The organism is Vibrio sp. YMD68 (assembly GCF_029958905.1).
Lineage (GTDB): Bacteria > Pseudomonadota > Gammaproteobacteria > Enterobacterales > Vibrionaceae > Vibrio.
This window is the reverse complement of sequence record NZ_CP124613.1, coordinates 1,275,640-1,292,211: the sequence shown is the minus strand read 5'-3', so window position 1 is coordinate 1,292,211 and position 16,572 is coordinate 1,275,640. Positions and strand designations below refer to the sequence as shown.

17 protein-coding genes are annotated in these 16,572 nt (G+C 42.6%); 9 read left to right on the top strand and 8 right to left on the bottom strand.

Features of this window, described 5'->3' with window-relative positions; translation table 11 throughout:
- Positions 1-2: 2 nt before the first annotated feature.
- From QF117_RS05745 to QF117_RS05720, 6 genes are all read left to right on the top strand, one after another.
- Entirely contained in the window at positions 3-1,619 is a 1,617-nt protein-coding gene (locus QF117_RS05745) for an ABC transporter ATP-binding protein (RefSeq protein WP_282385289.1), read from the top strand.
- Between the two features lie 162 nt (positions 1,620-1,781).
- Positions 1,782-2,072 carry a DUF3081 family protein gene (locus QF117_RS05740; RefSeq protein ID WP_282385288.1) on the top strand — a complete coding sequence of 97 codons (291 nt, stop codon included), beginning with the start codon at positions 1,782-1,784 and terminating at the stop codon, positions 2,070-2,072.
- A gap of 143 nt (positions 2,073-2,215) precedes the next feature.
- Positions 2,216-2,860: a CIA30 family protein gene (locus QF117_RS05735; RefSeq protein ID WP_282385287.1), complete on the top strand. Its 645-nt coding sequence runs from the start codon at positions 2,216-2,218 to the stop codon at positions 2,858-2,860.
- Between the two features lie 70 nt (positions 2,861-2,930).
- A complete protein-coding gene (locus tag QF117_RS05730) occupies positions 2,931-3,146 on the top strand; it encodes a TIGR02450 family Trp-rich protein (RefSeq protein WP_282385286.1) in 216 nt (71 codons plus the stop codon).
- A gap of 267 nt (positions 3,147-3,413) precedes the next feature.
- Positions 3,414-4,115 carry a response regulator transcription factor gene (locus tag QF117_RS05725; protein ID WP_282385285.1) on the top strand — a complete coding sequence of 234 codons (702 nt, stop codon included), beginning with the start codon at positions 3,414-3,416 and terminating at the stop codon, positions 4,113-4,115.
- A 20-nt stretch (positions 4,116-4,135) separates the two neighbouring features.
- Positions 4,136-5,434 (top strand): ATP-binding protein, encoded by a 1,299-nt coding sequence (locus QF117_RS05720; protein ID WP_282385284.1) that lies wholly within the window; start codon positions 4,136-4,138, stop codon positions 5,432-5,434.
- Here the strand turns inward: QF117_RS05720 and QF117_RS05715 are convergent.
- From QF117_RS05715 to QF117_RS05700, 4 genes are read right to left on the bottom strand one after another with little or no spacing between them, the layout of a single operon-like run.
- Positions 5,394-6,143: a MipA/OmpV family protein gene (locus tag QF117_RS05715; RefSeq protein ID WP_282385283.1), complete on the bottom strand. Its 750-nt coding sequence runs from the start codon at positions 6,141-6,143 to the stop codon at positions 5,394-5,396. The genes QF117_RS05720 and QF117_RS05715 overlap by 41 nt on opposite strands.
- Complete coding sequence (locus QF117_RS05710; RefSeq protein ID WP_282385282.1) at positions 6,140-9,391, bottom strand: efflux RND transporter permease subunit; 3,252 nt, start codon at positions 9,389-9,391, stop codon at positions 6,140-6,142. Before QF117_RS05710 ends, QF117_RS05715 begins: the two co-directional genes overlap by 4 nt.
- A 9-nt stretch (positions 9,392-9,400) precedes the next feature.
- On the bottom strand, positions 9,401-10,465 hold the full coding sequence (locus QF117_RS05705) for an HlyD family efflux transporter periplasmic adaptor subunit (protein ID WP_282385280.1): 1,065 nt from the start codon (positions 10,463-10,465) through the stop codon (positions 9,401-9,403).
- An 11-nt stretch (positions 10,466-10,476) separates the two neighbouring features.
- Positions 10,477-10,938: a DUF2141 domain-containing protein gene (locus QF117_RS05700; protein WP_282385278.1), complete on the bottom strand. Its 462-nt coding sequence runs from the start codon at positions 10,936-10,938 to the stop codon at positions 10,477-10,479.
- 153 nt (positions 10,939-11,091) lie between these two features.
- Between QF117_RS05700 and QF117_RS05695 the strand changes: the two genes are divergently transcribed.
- Positions 11,092-12,177 (top strand): DUF418 domain-containing protein, encoded by a 1,086-nt coding sequence (locus QF117_RS05695; RefSeq protein ID WP_282385277.1) that lies wholly within the window; start codon positions 11,092-11,094, stop codon positions 12,175-12,177.
- Positions 12,178-12,194: 17 nt separating this feature from the next.
- Here the strand turns inward: QF117_RS05695 and QF117_RS05690 are convergent, their stop codons facing one another.
- From QF117_RS05690 to QF117_RS05680, 3 genes are all read right to left on the bottom strand, one after another.
- Entirely contained in the window at positions 12,195-12,629 is a 435-nt protein-coding gene (locus tag QF117_RS05690) for a DUF393 domain-containing protein (RefSeq protein WP_282385276.1), read from the bottom strand.
- Positions 12,630-12,666: 37 nt separating this feature from the next.
- Positions 12,667-13,332, bottom strand: coding sequence for a flavin reductase (locus QF117_RS05685; protein WP_282385274.1), 666 nt, complete (start codon positions 13,330-13,332; stop codon positions 12,667-12,669).
- A gap of 132 nt (positions 13,333-13,464) precedes the next feature.
- Positions 13,465-13,866, bottom strand: coding sequence for a PPC domain-containing DNA-binding protein (locus QF117_RS05680; protein WP_282385272.1), 402 nt, complete (start codon positions 13,864-13,866; stop codon positions 13,465-13,467).
- Between the two features lie 124 nt (positions 13,867-13,990).
- On the opposite strand from QF117_RS05680, the gene QF117_RS05675 reads away from it, so the two are divergent.
- Positions 13,991-14,587 carry an RNA-binding S4 domain-containing protein gene (locus tag QF117_RS05675; protein ID WP_282385271.1) on the top strand — a complete coding sequence of 199 codons (597 nt, stop codon included), beginning with the start codon at positions 13,991-13,993 and terminating at the stop codon, positions 14,585-14,587.
- A 158-nt stretch (positions 14,588-14,745) separates the two neighbouring features.
- Here QF117_RS05675 and QF117_RS05670 read toward each other — a convergent pair whose 3' ends face one another.
- Positions 14,746-15,285: a DUF924 family protein gene (locus tag QF117_RS05670; RefSeq protein WP_282385270.1), complete on the bottom strand. Its 540-nt coding sequence runs from the start codon at positions 15,283-15,285 to the stop codon at positions 14,746-14,748.
- Between the two features lie 167 nt (positions 15,286-15,452).
- Between QF117_RS05670 and QF117_RS05665 the strand changes: the two genes are divergently transcribed.
- The gene (locus QF117_RS05665; protein WP_282385269.1) at positions 15,453-16,514 is read left to right on the top strand and encodes an ABC transporter substrate-binding protein; all 1,062 of its coding nucleotides are present in this window, start codon (positions 15,453-15,455) and stop codon (positions 16,512-16,514) included.
- Positions 16,515-16,572: the final 58 nt, after the last annotated feature.

Below are 16,572 nucleotides of genomic sequence, written 5' to 3'. Positions count from 1 at the left end.
TCATGACTAACGAATCTACAGTCGATGCGCCTCAAACCGTTCTGACGATCAACGATCTCTCGGTTGGTTTTGGCCGAAAGACGGAGATTGAGCAAGTGACTAGCAAGGTGTCGCTTACCATTAATAAAGGCGAGACTTTGGCCCTGGTTGGAGAAAGTGGATCGGGTAAATCGGTTACCGCTAATTCAATCCTTAAACTGTTACCAAAGGGATCTTCCCACTATATTGGTGGCAGTATTAATTTTAACGGTATTGATATTTTAAGCTGCTCTGAAAGGGAGCTTCGTGGGATTCGTGGCGGTCGAATTGGGATGATTTTCCAAGAACCGATGGTATCACTGAATCCATTGCACAAAATTGGTAAGCAGTTAGTGGAAACGCTGACGATTCATCGAGGAGTGCGACAGAAAAAAGCCGAAGAATTGGCGGTATCGTGGTTAACCAAAGTGGGGATTCGGTACCCAGAGCAAAAGATATTATCGTACCCTCATGAGCTGTCTGGTGGTGAACGCCAGCGAGTAATGATTGCAATGGCCTTGATCAACGAGCCCGAGCTTCTTATTGCCGATGAACCTACAACCGCATTAGATGTTTCGGTACAAGCGCAGATCCTCGATCTTTTGAAAGCGCTTCAACAAGAACTCGGTATGGCAATGCTGTTCATTACCCACGATCTGAGTATTGTGCGTCGCATTGCCGATCGTGTTGCTGTCATGAAGGACGGTGAGCTAGTCGAAGTGGGTGAAAGTAAAACCGTCTTCTCTGAGCCTAAAGACCCTTATACGCTCAAGCTCATCAACTCAGATCCAAGAGGTTTACCGGTAGAGGTTTCAGAAACGGCTCCAACGTTGCTCAATGTTAACAACCTACGGGTCTGGTTCCCGATAACAAGTGGATTGTTTAAACGTGTCACCTCTCATGTCAAAGCTGTAACTGATATGGCGTTTGAGTTAAAACAAGGACATTCTATTGGGCTAGTAGGAGAAAGCGGTTCAGGTAAATCGACCACAGGTATGGCGATTTTAAAACTGGTTAATTCTCAAGGTTCTATCACCTATGAAGGGCATGAACTTCAAGGGTTAGATCGGAAAGCGATGTTACCGTTTCGCAGTAAAATGCAGGTTGTCTTTCAAGACCCATTTTCCGCGCTAAACCCAAGAATGTCAGTCGCGCAAGTGATAGGCGAGGGGCTCACCGTTCATCAAGCACTCGATGAGCAAACGCTTGACCAAATGATTTGTGATGTAATGAAAGAGGTGGATCTGGATCCAGACACACGATTCCGTTATCCCAATGAATTTTCCGGTGGGCAAAGGCAGCGTATCGCCATCGCGCGAGCGTTGATTCTAAAACCTGAATTTATTCTACTCGATGAACCGACATCATCATTGGATAGAACCGTTCAAGCGCAGGTCTTGGATTTGCTCAAATCATTGCAGCAGAAATATAACTTAACCTATTTGTTTATCAGCCACGACCTTAACGTTGTTAAGTCGCTATGCCATTACACGATAGTGATGCGAAACGGTGAGATTATAGAGCAGGGTGAAACACAACAAATGTTCAGTCATCCTCAACAAAGCTATACACAGCAGTTGGTGTCTTTGTCGAGTTTTTAAATGAGGAAGGTTAACGGGTAATCGTTAACCTTCCGACTTTTCTACTTGTTAGTTCAATGTAATAGAGGCCCTCACTATCGTGAATTATCTCTTGCCGATTGATCTAACTCTTCCTTCGTGGCGTATCTATAAAACCAATAAATGGATAAACGTGGATACGCGATGAAAATTGATCAAGTAACAAAACAAAAGTTGCTCAGAGCCTTTAATCTAATCACAAGAAAAGGCACCAAATCAGATGGCGTTTATGAGTTTGGTGGTATTCGGGCTTCCCATGATTTTGATGGCTATACCTGTTGGTTGATGTACCAAGATCTCACCGTATCTCTTGTGTTCCATGGCTTATACGATTTTGATTATCAAGAAGAGAGCACTCTCAAGGTGTTTCTAAGCAAAGTTTCCGGTTTATTATTGGATGAAGAGAACGAGAGATTAGCAAAAGAGAGTGGTTAAACGCTCTCGGTTATCTTTCGTTATCTATCGTTAGCTGAATAGCTGAATAGCTGAATAGCTAAATAGTTGTTCGTTGAATTTATTCGAAAACAAATATTTGAGCCTAGAGTTATTTATAGATCCGTAGCCAGTTGGAGTTCAGTATGTTGACATCCCGTGTTCTAACAAAGGTTGCGATTGCAGGTATCTTCACTTCACTAGCACATCCTCTGTATGCCCAAGAGAGCGGAGGCATACGTTCGGTGTCAGGAATGGGTTTAGAACAATCAAAGCAGAGCGTTAATAATTATATGATTGATTTTACGAATCAAGATAATCGTCATCTTTGGCGAGTCAGTAACGACAATGTTATGGGTGGAGTGTCAAAAGGCGCGGTGGTGTTAACCTCAGAGAAGACTCGATTTTCAGGCGCCATTTCTTTAGAGAATAACGGCGGCTTCAGTGCTGTTTTCCATAAGGTTGATGTCATTGATGCAGATCTTAACCAGTTATCACTCGACATAGCAGGAGACGGTCAGCGTTATCAGGTAAGAGTCATCGCTAACCAGCGTAAGGGCAATTTTGGCGAAGAGCGCATTCATTACGCCCATGAATTTGATACTCAAGAGAACCAACGACAAACGCTGACTTTTAATTTGAGCGATTTTCAAGCCACTTTTCGAGGAAGAAAAATAGACAATGCTCCCGATCTCAGATCGGAAAACATCGAAGAGATTGGGTTTTTATTCAAGAAAAAAAGTGAGGATGATTTCACTCTGGATCTGTTTTCAGCCACATTTTCAAACTAATCAACTAATCAACTAATCAACTAATCAAATCAATCAACTTATTCGCGTTATCACTTAGACGAGGCCACCAGTGAACAAAATTAGCCCTAAAACACTATTGAACAGCAAATGGACGCATCTACAAGTGAGCAATAAAGAAAAACACTTTATGGTGACAATGGTGGAGTTTGATGAAAACCAGAGCGTCATCAAATGCGTTATTGAAGCTGTTATGAACAACAACGAGTACGAAATAGACTGGCGCGAACTGAAATCAAACAATGAATGGCGTATGGGTTGGAAATAGGCTTTTCCCCTAAATGTATAGGTTAAAGTGCACACGTTGATAATCAGTTGGACGACCATTTTTGGGGTGGATAACGAGGCGATTTTGAACATCTTGTGGAGGTACACCGTGCTTACATAGGCTTACATTCCTCATGCTCGAAAAATTATATACTCAAGTACTGTCACTATAGATTTAAAGTATGTTGTTTCCACAAATAATGGCTTGGATGTATGGTTGTCAATTATGCATAATGGGTTATAAGGTCAGTTTTTACTGGGAGTGGGCATGGATCTATCTCATACACATGTTTTGATCGTTGAAGATGATAAGCGCTTAAGTCACATGATGGCCGATATGTTGAAAGCAGAATCTTATCAAGTCAGCTGCGTTTATGATGGCCTACAGGCTATTCAACAAATCAATCAAGTGACACCTGATATCGTATTATTAGATATGATGCTGCCGGGGTGCGATGGATTGCAGGTGTTAAAACAAATCTCTCCTGATTTTTTAGGCATCATTATTATGATCACGGCAAAAAAAGATGAGTTTTTAGAGGTATCCGCTCTAAATCTTGGTGTTCATGATTACATCACCAAACCACTTCGTCCCCATATTTTGTCGGCTCGACTTCGTGCCCTTTCTCGTCTTAACCATAACCACGTTCAAACCGTCAGCGATAAGAATCTGCTGAAAGTGCAAGATCTTACCTTGAATGTTAATTCTCGTGAATTTTGTTTAGCGAATGAAAGTCTTCAGCTTAGTGCGGCAGAGTTGGAAATGATGAGTTACTTTATGCATCATCCTGGCGTGGTGTTAAACCGAGATATGCTGGTCAGCGAAGTGCGCAATTTAGAATACGATGGCTTTGACCGTTCGATTGATATGCGCATTAGCTCTTTGCGAAGAAAACTCAAGGATAGCCAACCTCCTTATAAATACATCAAAACCGTGCGTGCTAAAGGTTATATCTTGGTACAAGAATAGTATTAAAGGTCAGTCTAACTATGTTTCGTTCCCTTTTTATGTACCTTTCCGCCACCATTGTGTTTGCTATTTTTTTTGCCGCTATTGTTTTAGACCCATTGTACATTCAGGCGATTAAGCAAGACGAGCTAGCCTATACGCGTGGTATTAACCAAGTTGTTTCAGAGGATGTCTTTAACCACCAAGATAAAAAAGCTCGCTTAAGTTATTGGGCTGAACGTTTTAGTTACCGATTTTCTTTAAAGACGTACGCTGATATTGATTTACCAGAGCCAATGCTAGAACAATTGAAGGGCAGTGAGGTATTTGCTGACATTAGCAGTGGTTGGGCTATTGATAATATTAATCTGTATTACCATCATTCAGGTTGTGATTGCTACCTGATCATGACAAAGAATTACGGCAGCCATGGATTGCTTCACAAGTACCTGCTGAGTTTTTTAGGCATCGTCATAATGTGTATTGCTGTATTTATTTTTTGTTATGTTTATCAACATAAAAAGCAGGTAAGAAAACTCAGCAAGGTGTATCAGGCTTATGGAAGGGGCTTGTTTGGTGTTCGTGCTGACACCACAACCGCAGCGCCTTATTCTTTGCTGGCTAACACCTTCAACCAAATGGCGAGCCAAATAGAAGCTCTGTTGCAAGAACAACGGACATTAGTTCATGGGGTATCTCACGATTTACGTACTCCCATCGCACGTTTGCGCTTTGCACTCGATATGAGTCGGGGGTGCCAAACGGTTGAGCAATACCAAGACAAGCTACAGGACATGGATTTAGATTTAGATGAGCTGGATAGCTTGGTCAATGAGTGGCTTTTTTATGCACAAATGGGCAGCCAACCCGCAATCGATACGGAAAACCTGCAACTCCGCGAATTGTTAATCAACACCGTCAACAAAGTGAAGGTGCTATACCCATGTATTGAATGCAGTTTAGATTTGCAACCTGCTTGGATAGATGGCGATCCGCAACTGATAAATCGTTGCTTTGAAAATCTCATTATCAACGCGTTTAAGTTTGCTGACAGCCAGATTAAAATTAGTTTGATTAATCGAAATCAGCAATGTGTGGTGTTGATTGAAGATGATGGAATAGGCATAAAAAAAGAGTCGCAAGAGCAGATCATGCAACCTTTTGTGAAGCTTGATAGCAGCCGAAATAATGAAGGTTTTGGGCTAGGACTTGCCATCGTTAAAAGCATTTTGGATAAACACAATACCCAGTTAACCATCAAAGATAGCTCACTGGGCGGTGCGTGCTTTATGGTGGTATTTAAAAGCTGTAATAAACCCCAAGGCCTGAGTACAAAGTAGTATCAGTATCCACCAGAGGGCTATCAGTAATGCCCTCTGAAAATTGAACAATGTCTGCCATCATAAACAGTGACCAATTTTGCGCGAAACTGTACGTGATATTGATACCCGCACCATAACGTAGCGCAGATCTGCCCTGATAAAATACTCTCCAAGCTTCTGCTTCACTGCTTCTGACACCATAATAGTAATCCACTAATTTATCACTTTCATGCTGTACAAAAATGGAGGGGGTAATTTCCCATTCTTGTAGATTCAAAGGGTACTGGTAAGACAGTTTCACATCATACCCTTGGTGAGTATCACTAATATCATGCATAACATGGAGCCGAACAAGCCCTAAGTGTTGGCTTAGGTAGTTTGCGGCAAAACCCGCATCAATACTAGAGTCTCGTTCCGCCAATCCTTTGGTATAAGCGCTTAATGTTTCGTCAAACCCTTGCAAACGCAGGGCAGCGGTTGCATCAAACCAAAAGGAGTGTGACAAAGGCATGTGATAGCTGGCAGAGAGAGTACTGGCTGAGAATGCCTCGCTGTCATAAGAAACAAAAGGAATCGTATAAATTTTACCTTTTGTTTGCTTGTATTCGCTGGCGCCTTTAAAGGCGCCTAGACCAAGACTGAAGACGCCTTCAGCTTGCGTTGTTACTGGGCTACTGAGTACGGCAACGAGTAACCATTGACCGCTATTTTGTACGCTTAGTTTCATTGGGTTTCCTTATGGTTTAATGGTGCTTTTCGAAGTGGTGACTTGCTAAGTGCTGCTTTTGGAAGAGGTGTTCTGCCAAGTGGTACTTTGCGAACAGTTGGGCCGATTAGAAAATGTTTAAGATCACTGCTGATAAGCAATAGAATCGGAATAAGAAATAACGAGATGAGCGTAGAAAATAGCAATCCGTAAGCCATTGATGCAGCGGCGGGAATGAGATACTGAGCTTGTTCAGATTGAGCGCTCAGTAACGGGTACAAACCTGCAAATGTGGTCAACGTCGTTAAAAAAATGGCTCGAAAGCGTTCTTGACAAGCAGAACACAAGTGATGGGCTAGAGTGTTATCTTGAGCATTATCTTGGACATCATTGCGCAGGCGGTGCTGGTTATAAGCGTTAACAATAAGCAGGCTGTCGTTAACCACAACACCGGATAGAGCAAGCATGCCTAGCCAAGAGTAGAGACTAACGCTTAAACCGAGGTACTGGTGACCAAGAATCGCGCCCACAAGTCCAAAGGGAATGGCGGCCATGATGATCAGAGGCTGACCATAACGCTTTAGCGGCAAAGCTAACAGAACATAAATGGCCAGTAGAGCAATAATGAAAGCCTGGGTGAGACCTTTGTTCGCGCTTTGTGTCTCGGCTAATTGCCCCGAACGTTTACTGTTGAATTGTGGGTATGACGTTTTTATTCTTTGAACAAATTGTTCCTCAAAACGTTGGTAAATCAGCTCTGGCGACGTCACTGATTTATCGATTTCCAATAAAAGGCTGCGGCTTAGCAACCCATTAACACGTTGAATAGAGTTGTTAATGTAGTGAGGTGTTATCTCTGCTACCGCAAGAAGTGGGAAGCTTTCTCCTTGATCATTGAAAACGAGCATCTGTGAAAAATCACTGCGAGAGTCTCTTAAGGCGCGATCTAACTGCAGAGTCACTTTGATGTTATGACCATCTCGGTAAAAACGATCCGCTTCCAAGCCGCCATAAGCCGCGGCTAACTGGTCGGCCAGTGATTTGTGCGTGAAACCTAAGGTGAGTGCTTGTTCTTTGAGAGAAAACATAAGCTGTGGCATGTGCTTAGCTTGTTGCTCTTTGACATTGGTCATCCCCAGTTGTTGTTTAAACCAATGTTTGGCTTGTGTTGATATTTCTTTGAGTATGTCTTTATTGGGGTGTTGTAGAACGATTGAGGTAGCACTATCGCCTGATCCACTTAAAGAAATCATAACTTCACTGCTTTTTACCCCTTCTAACAAACGAATAGGGGCTCGCCAAGCCTCTGCAATACTTTTGAGGCTGGTTCCTGGCCGTTGTTCTCTGTCTAAAGGCTGTGCAAAAACAGTGATGCTGCCTTGTTCGTCCATCACTAATAAGCTTTTATCGATCACGTTACCCTGAAGGTCATAGTCAGACTGGTAATTCTGATTAATCTGGTCTCTAACCGCTTCAATGTTGTATTGCGCTTGTTGGATTAAAGTAAGGGGAGCATTGTTCTCTAATTCAACAGAGAAAATAATGAGGTCTCCAGGCACATCGGGAAACAGTACGCTACGGATTTTTCCTTGATAGAGTGCACCTAACACAGCGATGCACAGTGCAATGAAGCCGGTTAGCCAGGCATAACGATAGCGTAAACTTAGGGTGAGAAGCCGAGAATAAATACGATGATTAAACGTAGTTAAGAGCGTTTGCGGTAACCACCGGAGTCGCTGAAGATGTGTTTTTATCTGGCTGTTATTGACCGTTTTAGGGACGGTAATGTTACGTAAATGAGCCGGTAGGATAAGCTTTGATTCCAGTAATGAAAAAAGCAATGCGATGATCATTACCCATGCAAAACCTGCAAAGAGACGTCCCGTTTCTGAAGGGAAAAAGGTCATAGGAACCAGCGCTGCAATTGTGGTCAAGACGCCAAAAATAGTGGGTAGCGCGACCTTTTTAGCGCCATCGATGGTCGCTTGCCAATCATTCGTCGCTGGTGAGAAGTCTGTACTTTTTTGTTTCTGGGAATAGATGCTTTCACCGACAATGACAGCATCGTCAACTAAAATGCCTAACACTAAAATAAACCCAAAGGTGGTGACTTCATTAATCGTGTATTGAAAACCGAGAGGCCCAAGCACGATAAAAGCGCCAGAAATGGCAATGGGTAAGCCTAATGCCACCCAAAGTGCTAAGCGTATTTGTAAAAACAAGCTAAGAATAATGAACACTAAAATAAACCCTTGTAGGGCGCTGTTTTCAAGCAGGTCTAAGCGTTGTTCAACGTATTGGCTGGCATCAAACCAAAGGGTAATGTGCAGATTATTGGGTAAACTTTTTTTAAATTGTTCGACAACAAGGTGTGCCTGCTCCGATATTTCCAATACATCGCTTTTTGCCGACATCTTGATGGCAAACGCACGGCTTAATTGGTTGTTAAAACGCAGTTTACTGTCATGCTCAACAAAACCATCGTTAATGGTTGCGACATCTTCGAGGCGAATTTTTTGTCCATTATCTTCTTTTTCAGGATCAAAGGTTTTAATGATGAGCTCGGATAACTCTCGTTGATGGGTTGCTAGATGACTGGTGTAGAGTAAAATCTGTCCATTGTCTGTTTTTAATAACCCATCTTTATTTCGAGTCGATTGCTGGCGAATGGCATGTGCTATTTGATCGAAAGTAAGCCCTAATTCACGGACTTTGTGTGGGTTGATATTGATTGAAATGGCATACTGGTTCGCGCCATATTCCTCAATTTTATGGATCTTGGGGTTGGCTAGGAGGGCTCGTTTAAGCTCTTTCCCCACTTTAATTAAGCTGTCTTTATCGCTATCCCCTGATAACTGCACAATTAAGGCATCAAAACTGTCTTCTTTCCTTTGCACCTGGGGTTTTTCTGCAAGCTCAGGCCAGTCATAGAGGTTATCCACGGCAGACTTGATATCATCGAGTAACACTTGCATGGGGTAATCCAGCTGCTTTTTAATGGTAACGTAAGCGCTACTTTGTGATGACGAAGACCGAATATCTTTAATACCCGCGATACCTTGTAAGCTTTGTTCAATTTTTTGGGTTATTTCAACATCAACTTGTTGTGCATTGCGTCCTTCATAAAATGCGGTAACACTAATTTCACTGGCGGGTAATTTAGGGATGATCTCTTTACGCATATTATTCGCAGACAAGACACCACCGACTAATAATATAATCATCAATAAATTTGCAGCGATCGGGTGACGTGTAAACCAAGTGATCACGATGACCTCCTATAATTTTGCATTGAGGCGCACTTGCATGCCCTTAGTATAAGAACGGCTTGGGTACAGCAAAGCATGTTTAGCAACACCTTCAGCAGCAGAGAAGTACACGCGTTTGTTATTAATTAAGTAGTTTTCTAATGAGGATTTACTCAGGCGCTGATGTTGATCAATCCACCAGACTTCACCTTTTAGCGTCAATGCACTTTCTGGCAGGCTAACGGTGTGGTGCCAACCTTGAATGGGTAAATGGGCGTATAAATACTGGCCATAAATGGGCGATGTCGCGTTAGCGACCTGTAAGTAGAGTGTTCTTTGCAAGTTATTCGCGTGTTGGCTAACGCCAATGATTTTTGCCAACCATTGTTGCTGGCCGTCTAAACTGTCTAAGGTGATCGTTTGTTGTCTTAGCTCATGACTTAACAAAGCAAAGTCATCACTGCTTATTTGGACTTTTATCTCTTTATCTTTGGCGGCTAATACGCTGGCGACACTACTACCAACACTGATGAATTCCCCTAATCGAGCTGAAATTTCATTTATTTCACCAGAAAAAGGCAACCGTACCGAGGTGGCGTTCAGATTTTTCTGGGCGTGTTTAAAGCGTATTTTGGCGAGTTCTAGTTGTGCTTCCGCTTGTTTGATCATTAAGCTACCAGGGACAAAACGTGTGCCCGCATTTTTTAACGCGATCTCTGCGTCAATTAGGCCAGATTGAGCTTGTGCCAACGTGATTTGGTAAGGCAGTGGATCAATTTTTAACAGCGTCTTGCCTTTCGGTAACACCATGCCTTTTCTAAACGCTTCTGATATTTCGATGATGGTACCCGAGACTTGCGGGGTAATTTGGCTGACTTTTACCGGTTCAACAAACGCCAAGCGTTGCAATGTTGGCATATCAGTAACAGGTTCAATCGCCACTGGTGAAACCAAAGGAGTGATGGTTGTGTTTTGCGCGGGCGCAGGAGCCGCAACCGACTTTTCGAGGTCATCCAATACCATCAGTAATATGAACAGTGCCCCTAAAAAAGCCAGAACTTGTCGGACTCTTACATGAAAGAGATATTTGAACATGCTGATCACTCCTATTGCAGATTGAGAAACAGCTGAGCTTTGGGGCTGCTAAATTCAAATCGGCTTTGTAAATAGGTAGGTTGGTTATTGTCTGCGAGGTCGACCGCACTGAACGCTAGTTTTTCTGTGGGAGAACCTAGAAAGTTATAATTTAATGTTTGGTCTGAATTTTGGTCGTGAAAGGCAAAAATAGCGTAGTCACCGTAGGGTAATGACTGAAAAGAACACTGCGCTTTTAGGTTATTAATTACTGTATGGCAAACCGAATAGGAAGGGGATTTATTGTTAAATTGGTCAGCACTGTTCATTAAGTGCAGTTCAATATGGCCTTGATCGTTTCGGGCGCTATTGATGATCACGATGAGTTCCCCTGTCCCTGCATTTTGTTGCTTTTTCTCTGCTGCATTAAGTATTGCGGAACATAAAACGCAACCGGTCATCCCCACTGTCATAATCCAATTTTTCATCTTCATCGCTGGCTCCTTAAATAATGTGAATTATCTTAGGCAGTCCAATTCAATTGTTCAGTAAGGCTCTGTAAGCCGTCACTTACAGAGCCTTACAAAATCGGTGGATGCTTTGTATTACTCTATTTGTTATCGAATTGACTGATCAACGGAGTGAGCATGAAAGCCAGGAATACAGGGTTAGATTTAGCTAGGGCAGTGGCTGTTTTTGTGATGATTTTTGTTAACTATAAAGTGGCCATGGAGGTAGAGTTCGGACATCCATTCATGCTGTCATTGAGTGCTCTTTTTGAAGGTCGAGCCGCGGCTTTATTTGTCATTTTGGCGGGTATTGGTATCACTGTCGCGACCAATAAGGCCCGCAAATCAAAGGACGGTCATGCACTAAAACAAGCCCGAATACGTATAGTAAAAAGAGGCATGGCGTTAATAGTGCTTGGACTTATGTTTAGCCTAGTTTGGCCTGCCGACATTTTGCATTTTTATGGTGCTTATTTTATTTTTTCTGCTTTATGTTTTACCTTAACGAACAGGCAGTTAGTCTCTATGAGTGTTGTCTGTATTGTCTTGTTTCCAGTTTTATTGATGGTGTTCAACTATGACGAGGGTTGGGATTGGTCGAGTTTAACCTATGTGAATTTTTGGTCCTTCGATGGGTTTCTAAAACAACTGTTTTTTAACGGTTTTCATCCGGTTTTTCCTTGGTTTTCTTTTCTTTTACTCGGTATGTACTTAGGGCGATTCGATTTATTTGATAAGACCCTAAGAAAGAAGATACTGTTTATTTCATTATCGCTATTAATCGCAGTTGAAGTCGGTTTCTTCATGCTACGTGAACTCGTGATGGGGGCGGGTGAACATTTATCCGAATTAGAAATTCAAGAACTCTTGCTGCTGCTCAGTAGGGAAATGATACCTCCGATGCCGCAATACATTATCTCAAGCAGCGCCAGCGCATTAATAGTATTAGTGGCATGTTTACAGCTTGCTGACTCAGGAAGAAATAGCATAGTCGTTGAATGGATAGCGAAAACCGGACGCCTAGCATTGTCACTCTATATTGGGCATATTGTTTTGGGTTTAGGGTTATTAGACATACTGGGGTTATTTGATAACCCATCCCTGACGGTTGTGTTTTTCAGTACATTACTCTTTATCGACTTTAGCATTCTGTTTAGCGTGGTTTGGTTAAAACGCTTTGATGCCGGCCCACTTGAGTGGCTATTTAGAAAAGTAACGAGTTAATGGTTCGTGACTTTTGCTTACTGCTCTTTATGATGGCTTTCCTTACGATTTGGCGACTTACCGTAACAGGTGTTCGTTGAGCATTGTTCAGCGGTTACGCCAGGCAGTCTCGACAAAACAGCAGACACCTGATGACGGTATTTTGCAATAGCCAAATATACCCAGTGACTGACTGTTTTGATGACAGGCCAGTTCAACGGAGCGACCCAAAATCCTTTCCCCACTAGCGTCCATGCGCGGTGGGTGACTTGGAGACCGAGTAAAAGTTCGCCTTGGTACGTACCATGCAAAATCTTCATTGCTTTTGAAAATTCAATATTGGGATAACAAGATGCAAAATTGTCTTGGTGGATATTGACAAGCTCGATGAGATCATCCGTATCGTGTTGTTTCAGATGGCGCATTTCTGTGGTACACATCGGACAGTGCCCGTCATAAAAAATCGTTAACATGTTCGCTTCCCTAATCGGTGTCACCGGTCGAATTATTCTAACTCGTGGTTGCTATTTTGGCGCCATCGAGCGCAATGGATCGAGGTATACTGTCTTTCTTCGCGTAACTCAAACGAGAGAGTCGCTGACTGGTATGGTAGTTATCTAACCCGGATATGCTGGTGGTTTTAAGTGACTCTATGTCGATGTAACCATCTTCTTTAATGACGGTTTCTGGGCACAAAATGTCGGTAATTTCTCCAATCACAAGTTGCGTATCATTCAGCGTAATGGGCACTATCTCTCTTAACGTTAGCGCATATTTCAGCATGCTCTCTTTAACGAATGGGGCGTCATAGCCGTTGATGTATTGCTCTTGTAATCCTGTTTGTTGGAATTCACTGTGTTCTCTAGAATACCGAGCCGAGGTTTGGTGCGCTTGTATGTAAAACTCTTCGCTGACCTGATTGATGGTGTATTGCTGGGTTTCCAAAATATTATCAAGCGTATGGCGAGAAACACTGGCTGGTCGAATAATGAAGCCCACTAACGCAGGCGAAGCACCAAGGTGAATCACTGAACTAAACATAGCAACATTGGTTTGCCCCTGTGCGTTGACCGAGCCAATGAGGTTTGCACTTTTAAAACCCGATAAACTGTTGATTAAATGGGCTCTGTACCGGTTGTTCATTTCGGTAAGTTGCTGCGTATTAATGTGTTTCACTGTGATCACTCATATGGCGGTAGGTTTGTTATTAGTACGTCCCACGCTCAGTTTTAGATCAATCGCTTTGGGTTATTCTCTTTGGGTTATTCGTTTTCAGCTATTCATTTTCAGTCTGTCGCTTTCAGTTCTTCATTTTCGGTTATGAACCACCAATTCAGTGAAGCCTGTGTTGGCATCTTCTTCCCGTGTGAATGAAAGGTTCGGATAGTGATGAATGATGAGCTCAGCGGTTGTGTCAATTATGTTTCCATCGAGTAAGTGCCCACCTAACACTTGCCCTGTGTTATCCGAGACTGAAATATGAATATGTTGGTGGTCGGGCGTCAGTGTCCCCATAAGAGACACGATTTCAAACGGTGCTGTCATTTGGAGTGTTTCTGTTGCACCAGCCAAACGAAGATGAATAGACGACAAGCAACCCACACACGAAGCGATGCTACCAGCTTGAATGTTGTGTTGGGTGATAAGCTGCTTAACGGCGTGTTTTAAGTCGGTTCCTTGAGTCAACCTAACTGCGATGGGAGTAAGCATAAAATGATTCCATAAGACGGCTTGAATAGCGCTGAAAGTAACTTTAGTTTATTTGTTCAAAGCGAACGTATACACTGCCGATCATATCATTTAAAGACAACCAGATTAATTTAGCGATCACACTATGAATCATGACCAACACGACCAAGCTCCAAACTATCAAGAACCTGATTACGAAGATGATGCTTCTTACGAAGAAGAGTATGACGGTGAGGAAATTGAAATAGAAGCGATCGGGATTGATGTCTCTTCTCATCCAATAGAGCTATATAAAGTGTTCAAAATTGCTAACTTAGTCGGTGGTGGTGGTGAAGCAAAGCACTATATCTCGGAAGGTTATGTGGCCGTTAATGGTGAATTAGAAACCCGTAAACGTCGTAAAATGTACAACGGTGATTTTTTCGAATTCAACCAAGAGTATTATGTGGTGGTGTGTGATGCGCCAGTCACTGAACCTCAAGAGAAAAAAGACAAAAAAGAGAAAGCCGCAGAGTCAAAAGCGAGTCACAGTTCAAATAAGAACAAGGCCCAAGCTAAGAAAAAATCGCCTAAGCCAGCGAAGAAAGAGACCAGTAGCAGTCTGTCAATGAGCAATCGTTCGGTCAGTGGACAAGCTGATAGCAAAAAAGCAGGCAGTAAAAAAACGGAAAGCCAAAAAGCAGAGCAACCAACGCAAACCAAAGACGACAAAAGTGGTCGACACTCTATCGATTTCTTCTAAGTATTGAAAATGCCAAGCCTATGACTTCAAAAATAGGCTTGGTTTTCAATGCTAATCTGTATTCGTTCTGATGAGATCTGACACATCGAGTCAACCGCACTAAGCTGGAACGACATTAAACGGAACGCGAACGAAACTAATGCACTAAAAAGAACGTACTAAAAAGAAGAGTTAGGCTGGGTAAGAAACTCGACTTCTGCCTCGGTTGATGCTCGACCGACAATGGCATTCCTATGCGGATAGCGGCCATACTTTTCAATAATATCGCGATGCTTTATTTCGAATTCAAAATTCGCTTCAATACCATTTTCTTTGTATAACTCAACGGCAATATCATGAATCGCCAGTGACTCGCTGTGCATGTAGGGCATATAGAGAAAGCTTCGCTCGATCGCGTTTAGTTCACGATCTTGACCAAGTTCAATGGCGGTTTGTGCCAATGCTAGGGCTTGTGAGTCAGAGGCAAACGATCTAGCGGTGTCTCGAAACATGTTTCTAGAAAACTGGTCTAACACAATGATTTCAGCCAAACGTCCTTTTGCTGAGGATCGCCATTCGAACAGTTCTCCTTTGACCGCTTGTTCATGAAGAGACAAAAATCGACTCGTGATCAGAGTATCGATTTGCGTATCTTTTACCCACCATTTAGATGGGCCTAATTCATCAAACCAAAATAATAGAACGTCATTGTATGTCATAGAATATTTCCTAATAGTCCATTAATGTTCCTATCCTACGTTTCTTTCTGTGAAATTAAAACGTCATATAAGCTCAACAAAAGCGTCTTTATAACTAAGCGAATTTGTAACATTCACTTAATAGTATGAAAACGAATTTACTGACCTAGTCCATAAGGATAGCGACAATGAACACGATGTTTACCTCCGCAACGACATTAGCACTAGCGACAACGCTTGTTTCTGTACCCGCTTTAGCAAGCGACTCTGATGTACAACAGCTTATCAAAGCCGCACAAAAAGAAGGCGCGGTGTACAGTGTCGGCATGCCTGATAGCTGGGCAAACTGGAAAGATACCTGGCAAGATATCAGTGCTAACTACGGGCTTAAACACCAAGATACAGACATGAGTTCAGCGCAGGAAATCGCAAAGTTTGATGCAGAGAAGAAAAACGCAACTGCGGATATCGGTGATGTTGGTTTTGCCTTTGCTCGCGTTGCGGTTAAGAAAGGGGTGACACAGCCTTATAAACCAACAACATGGAATGACATTCCTGATTGGGCTAAGGACAAAGAAGGGCACTGGGCTTTGGCTTATACCGGTACGATCTCTTTCATTTCAAACAACAACCTTGTGAAAAATGCGCCAACGTCTTGGGACGATATTCTCAAAGGAGATTACAAAGTCACTGTTGGTGATGTGGGTGTTGCAGCGCAAGCAAATAACGCAGTACTCGCGGCGGCATTTGCCAATGGTGGTGATGAGACGAATTTGGAACCCGCGTTAGAGTTTTTCTCTAAGCTGGCTAAACAAGGCCGACTGTCTTTTACCAACCCAAGCATTGCTAATCTAGAGAAAGGGGAAGTTGAAGTGGCGATTTTATGGGATTTCAACGCACTCAATTACCGTGATCAAATCAACCGTGAACGATTCTCGGTAAATATTCCACAAGATGGTTCTGTCATTTCTGGCTATACCACCATCATCAACAAATTTGCGAAAAACCCCAATGCTGCGAAATTAGCACGTGAACATATCTTCAGTGACAAAGGACAAATTAACCTTGCTGAAGGCTATGCACGTCCTATTCGTTCATCGGTTGTTCTTCCTCAATCGGTACAAGACAAGCTGATACCGAATGATCAGTACAGCAATGTGCACCCAGTCAGCGACTTTACTGCGTGGGAAAAATCCGCACGTAAATTGCCACGTCAATGGCAAGAAAATGTCCTAATTCACCAGCAGTAAGCCTTAATGAAACAGCAAACAATCATCATGAACAACAAGGTGTTCCTTGTTGTTCTCA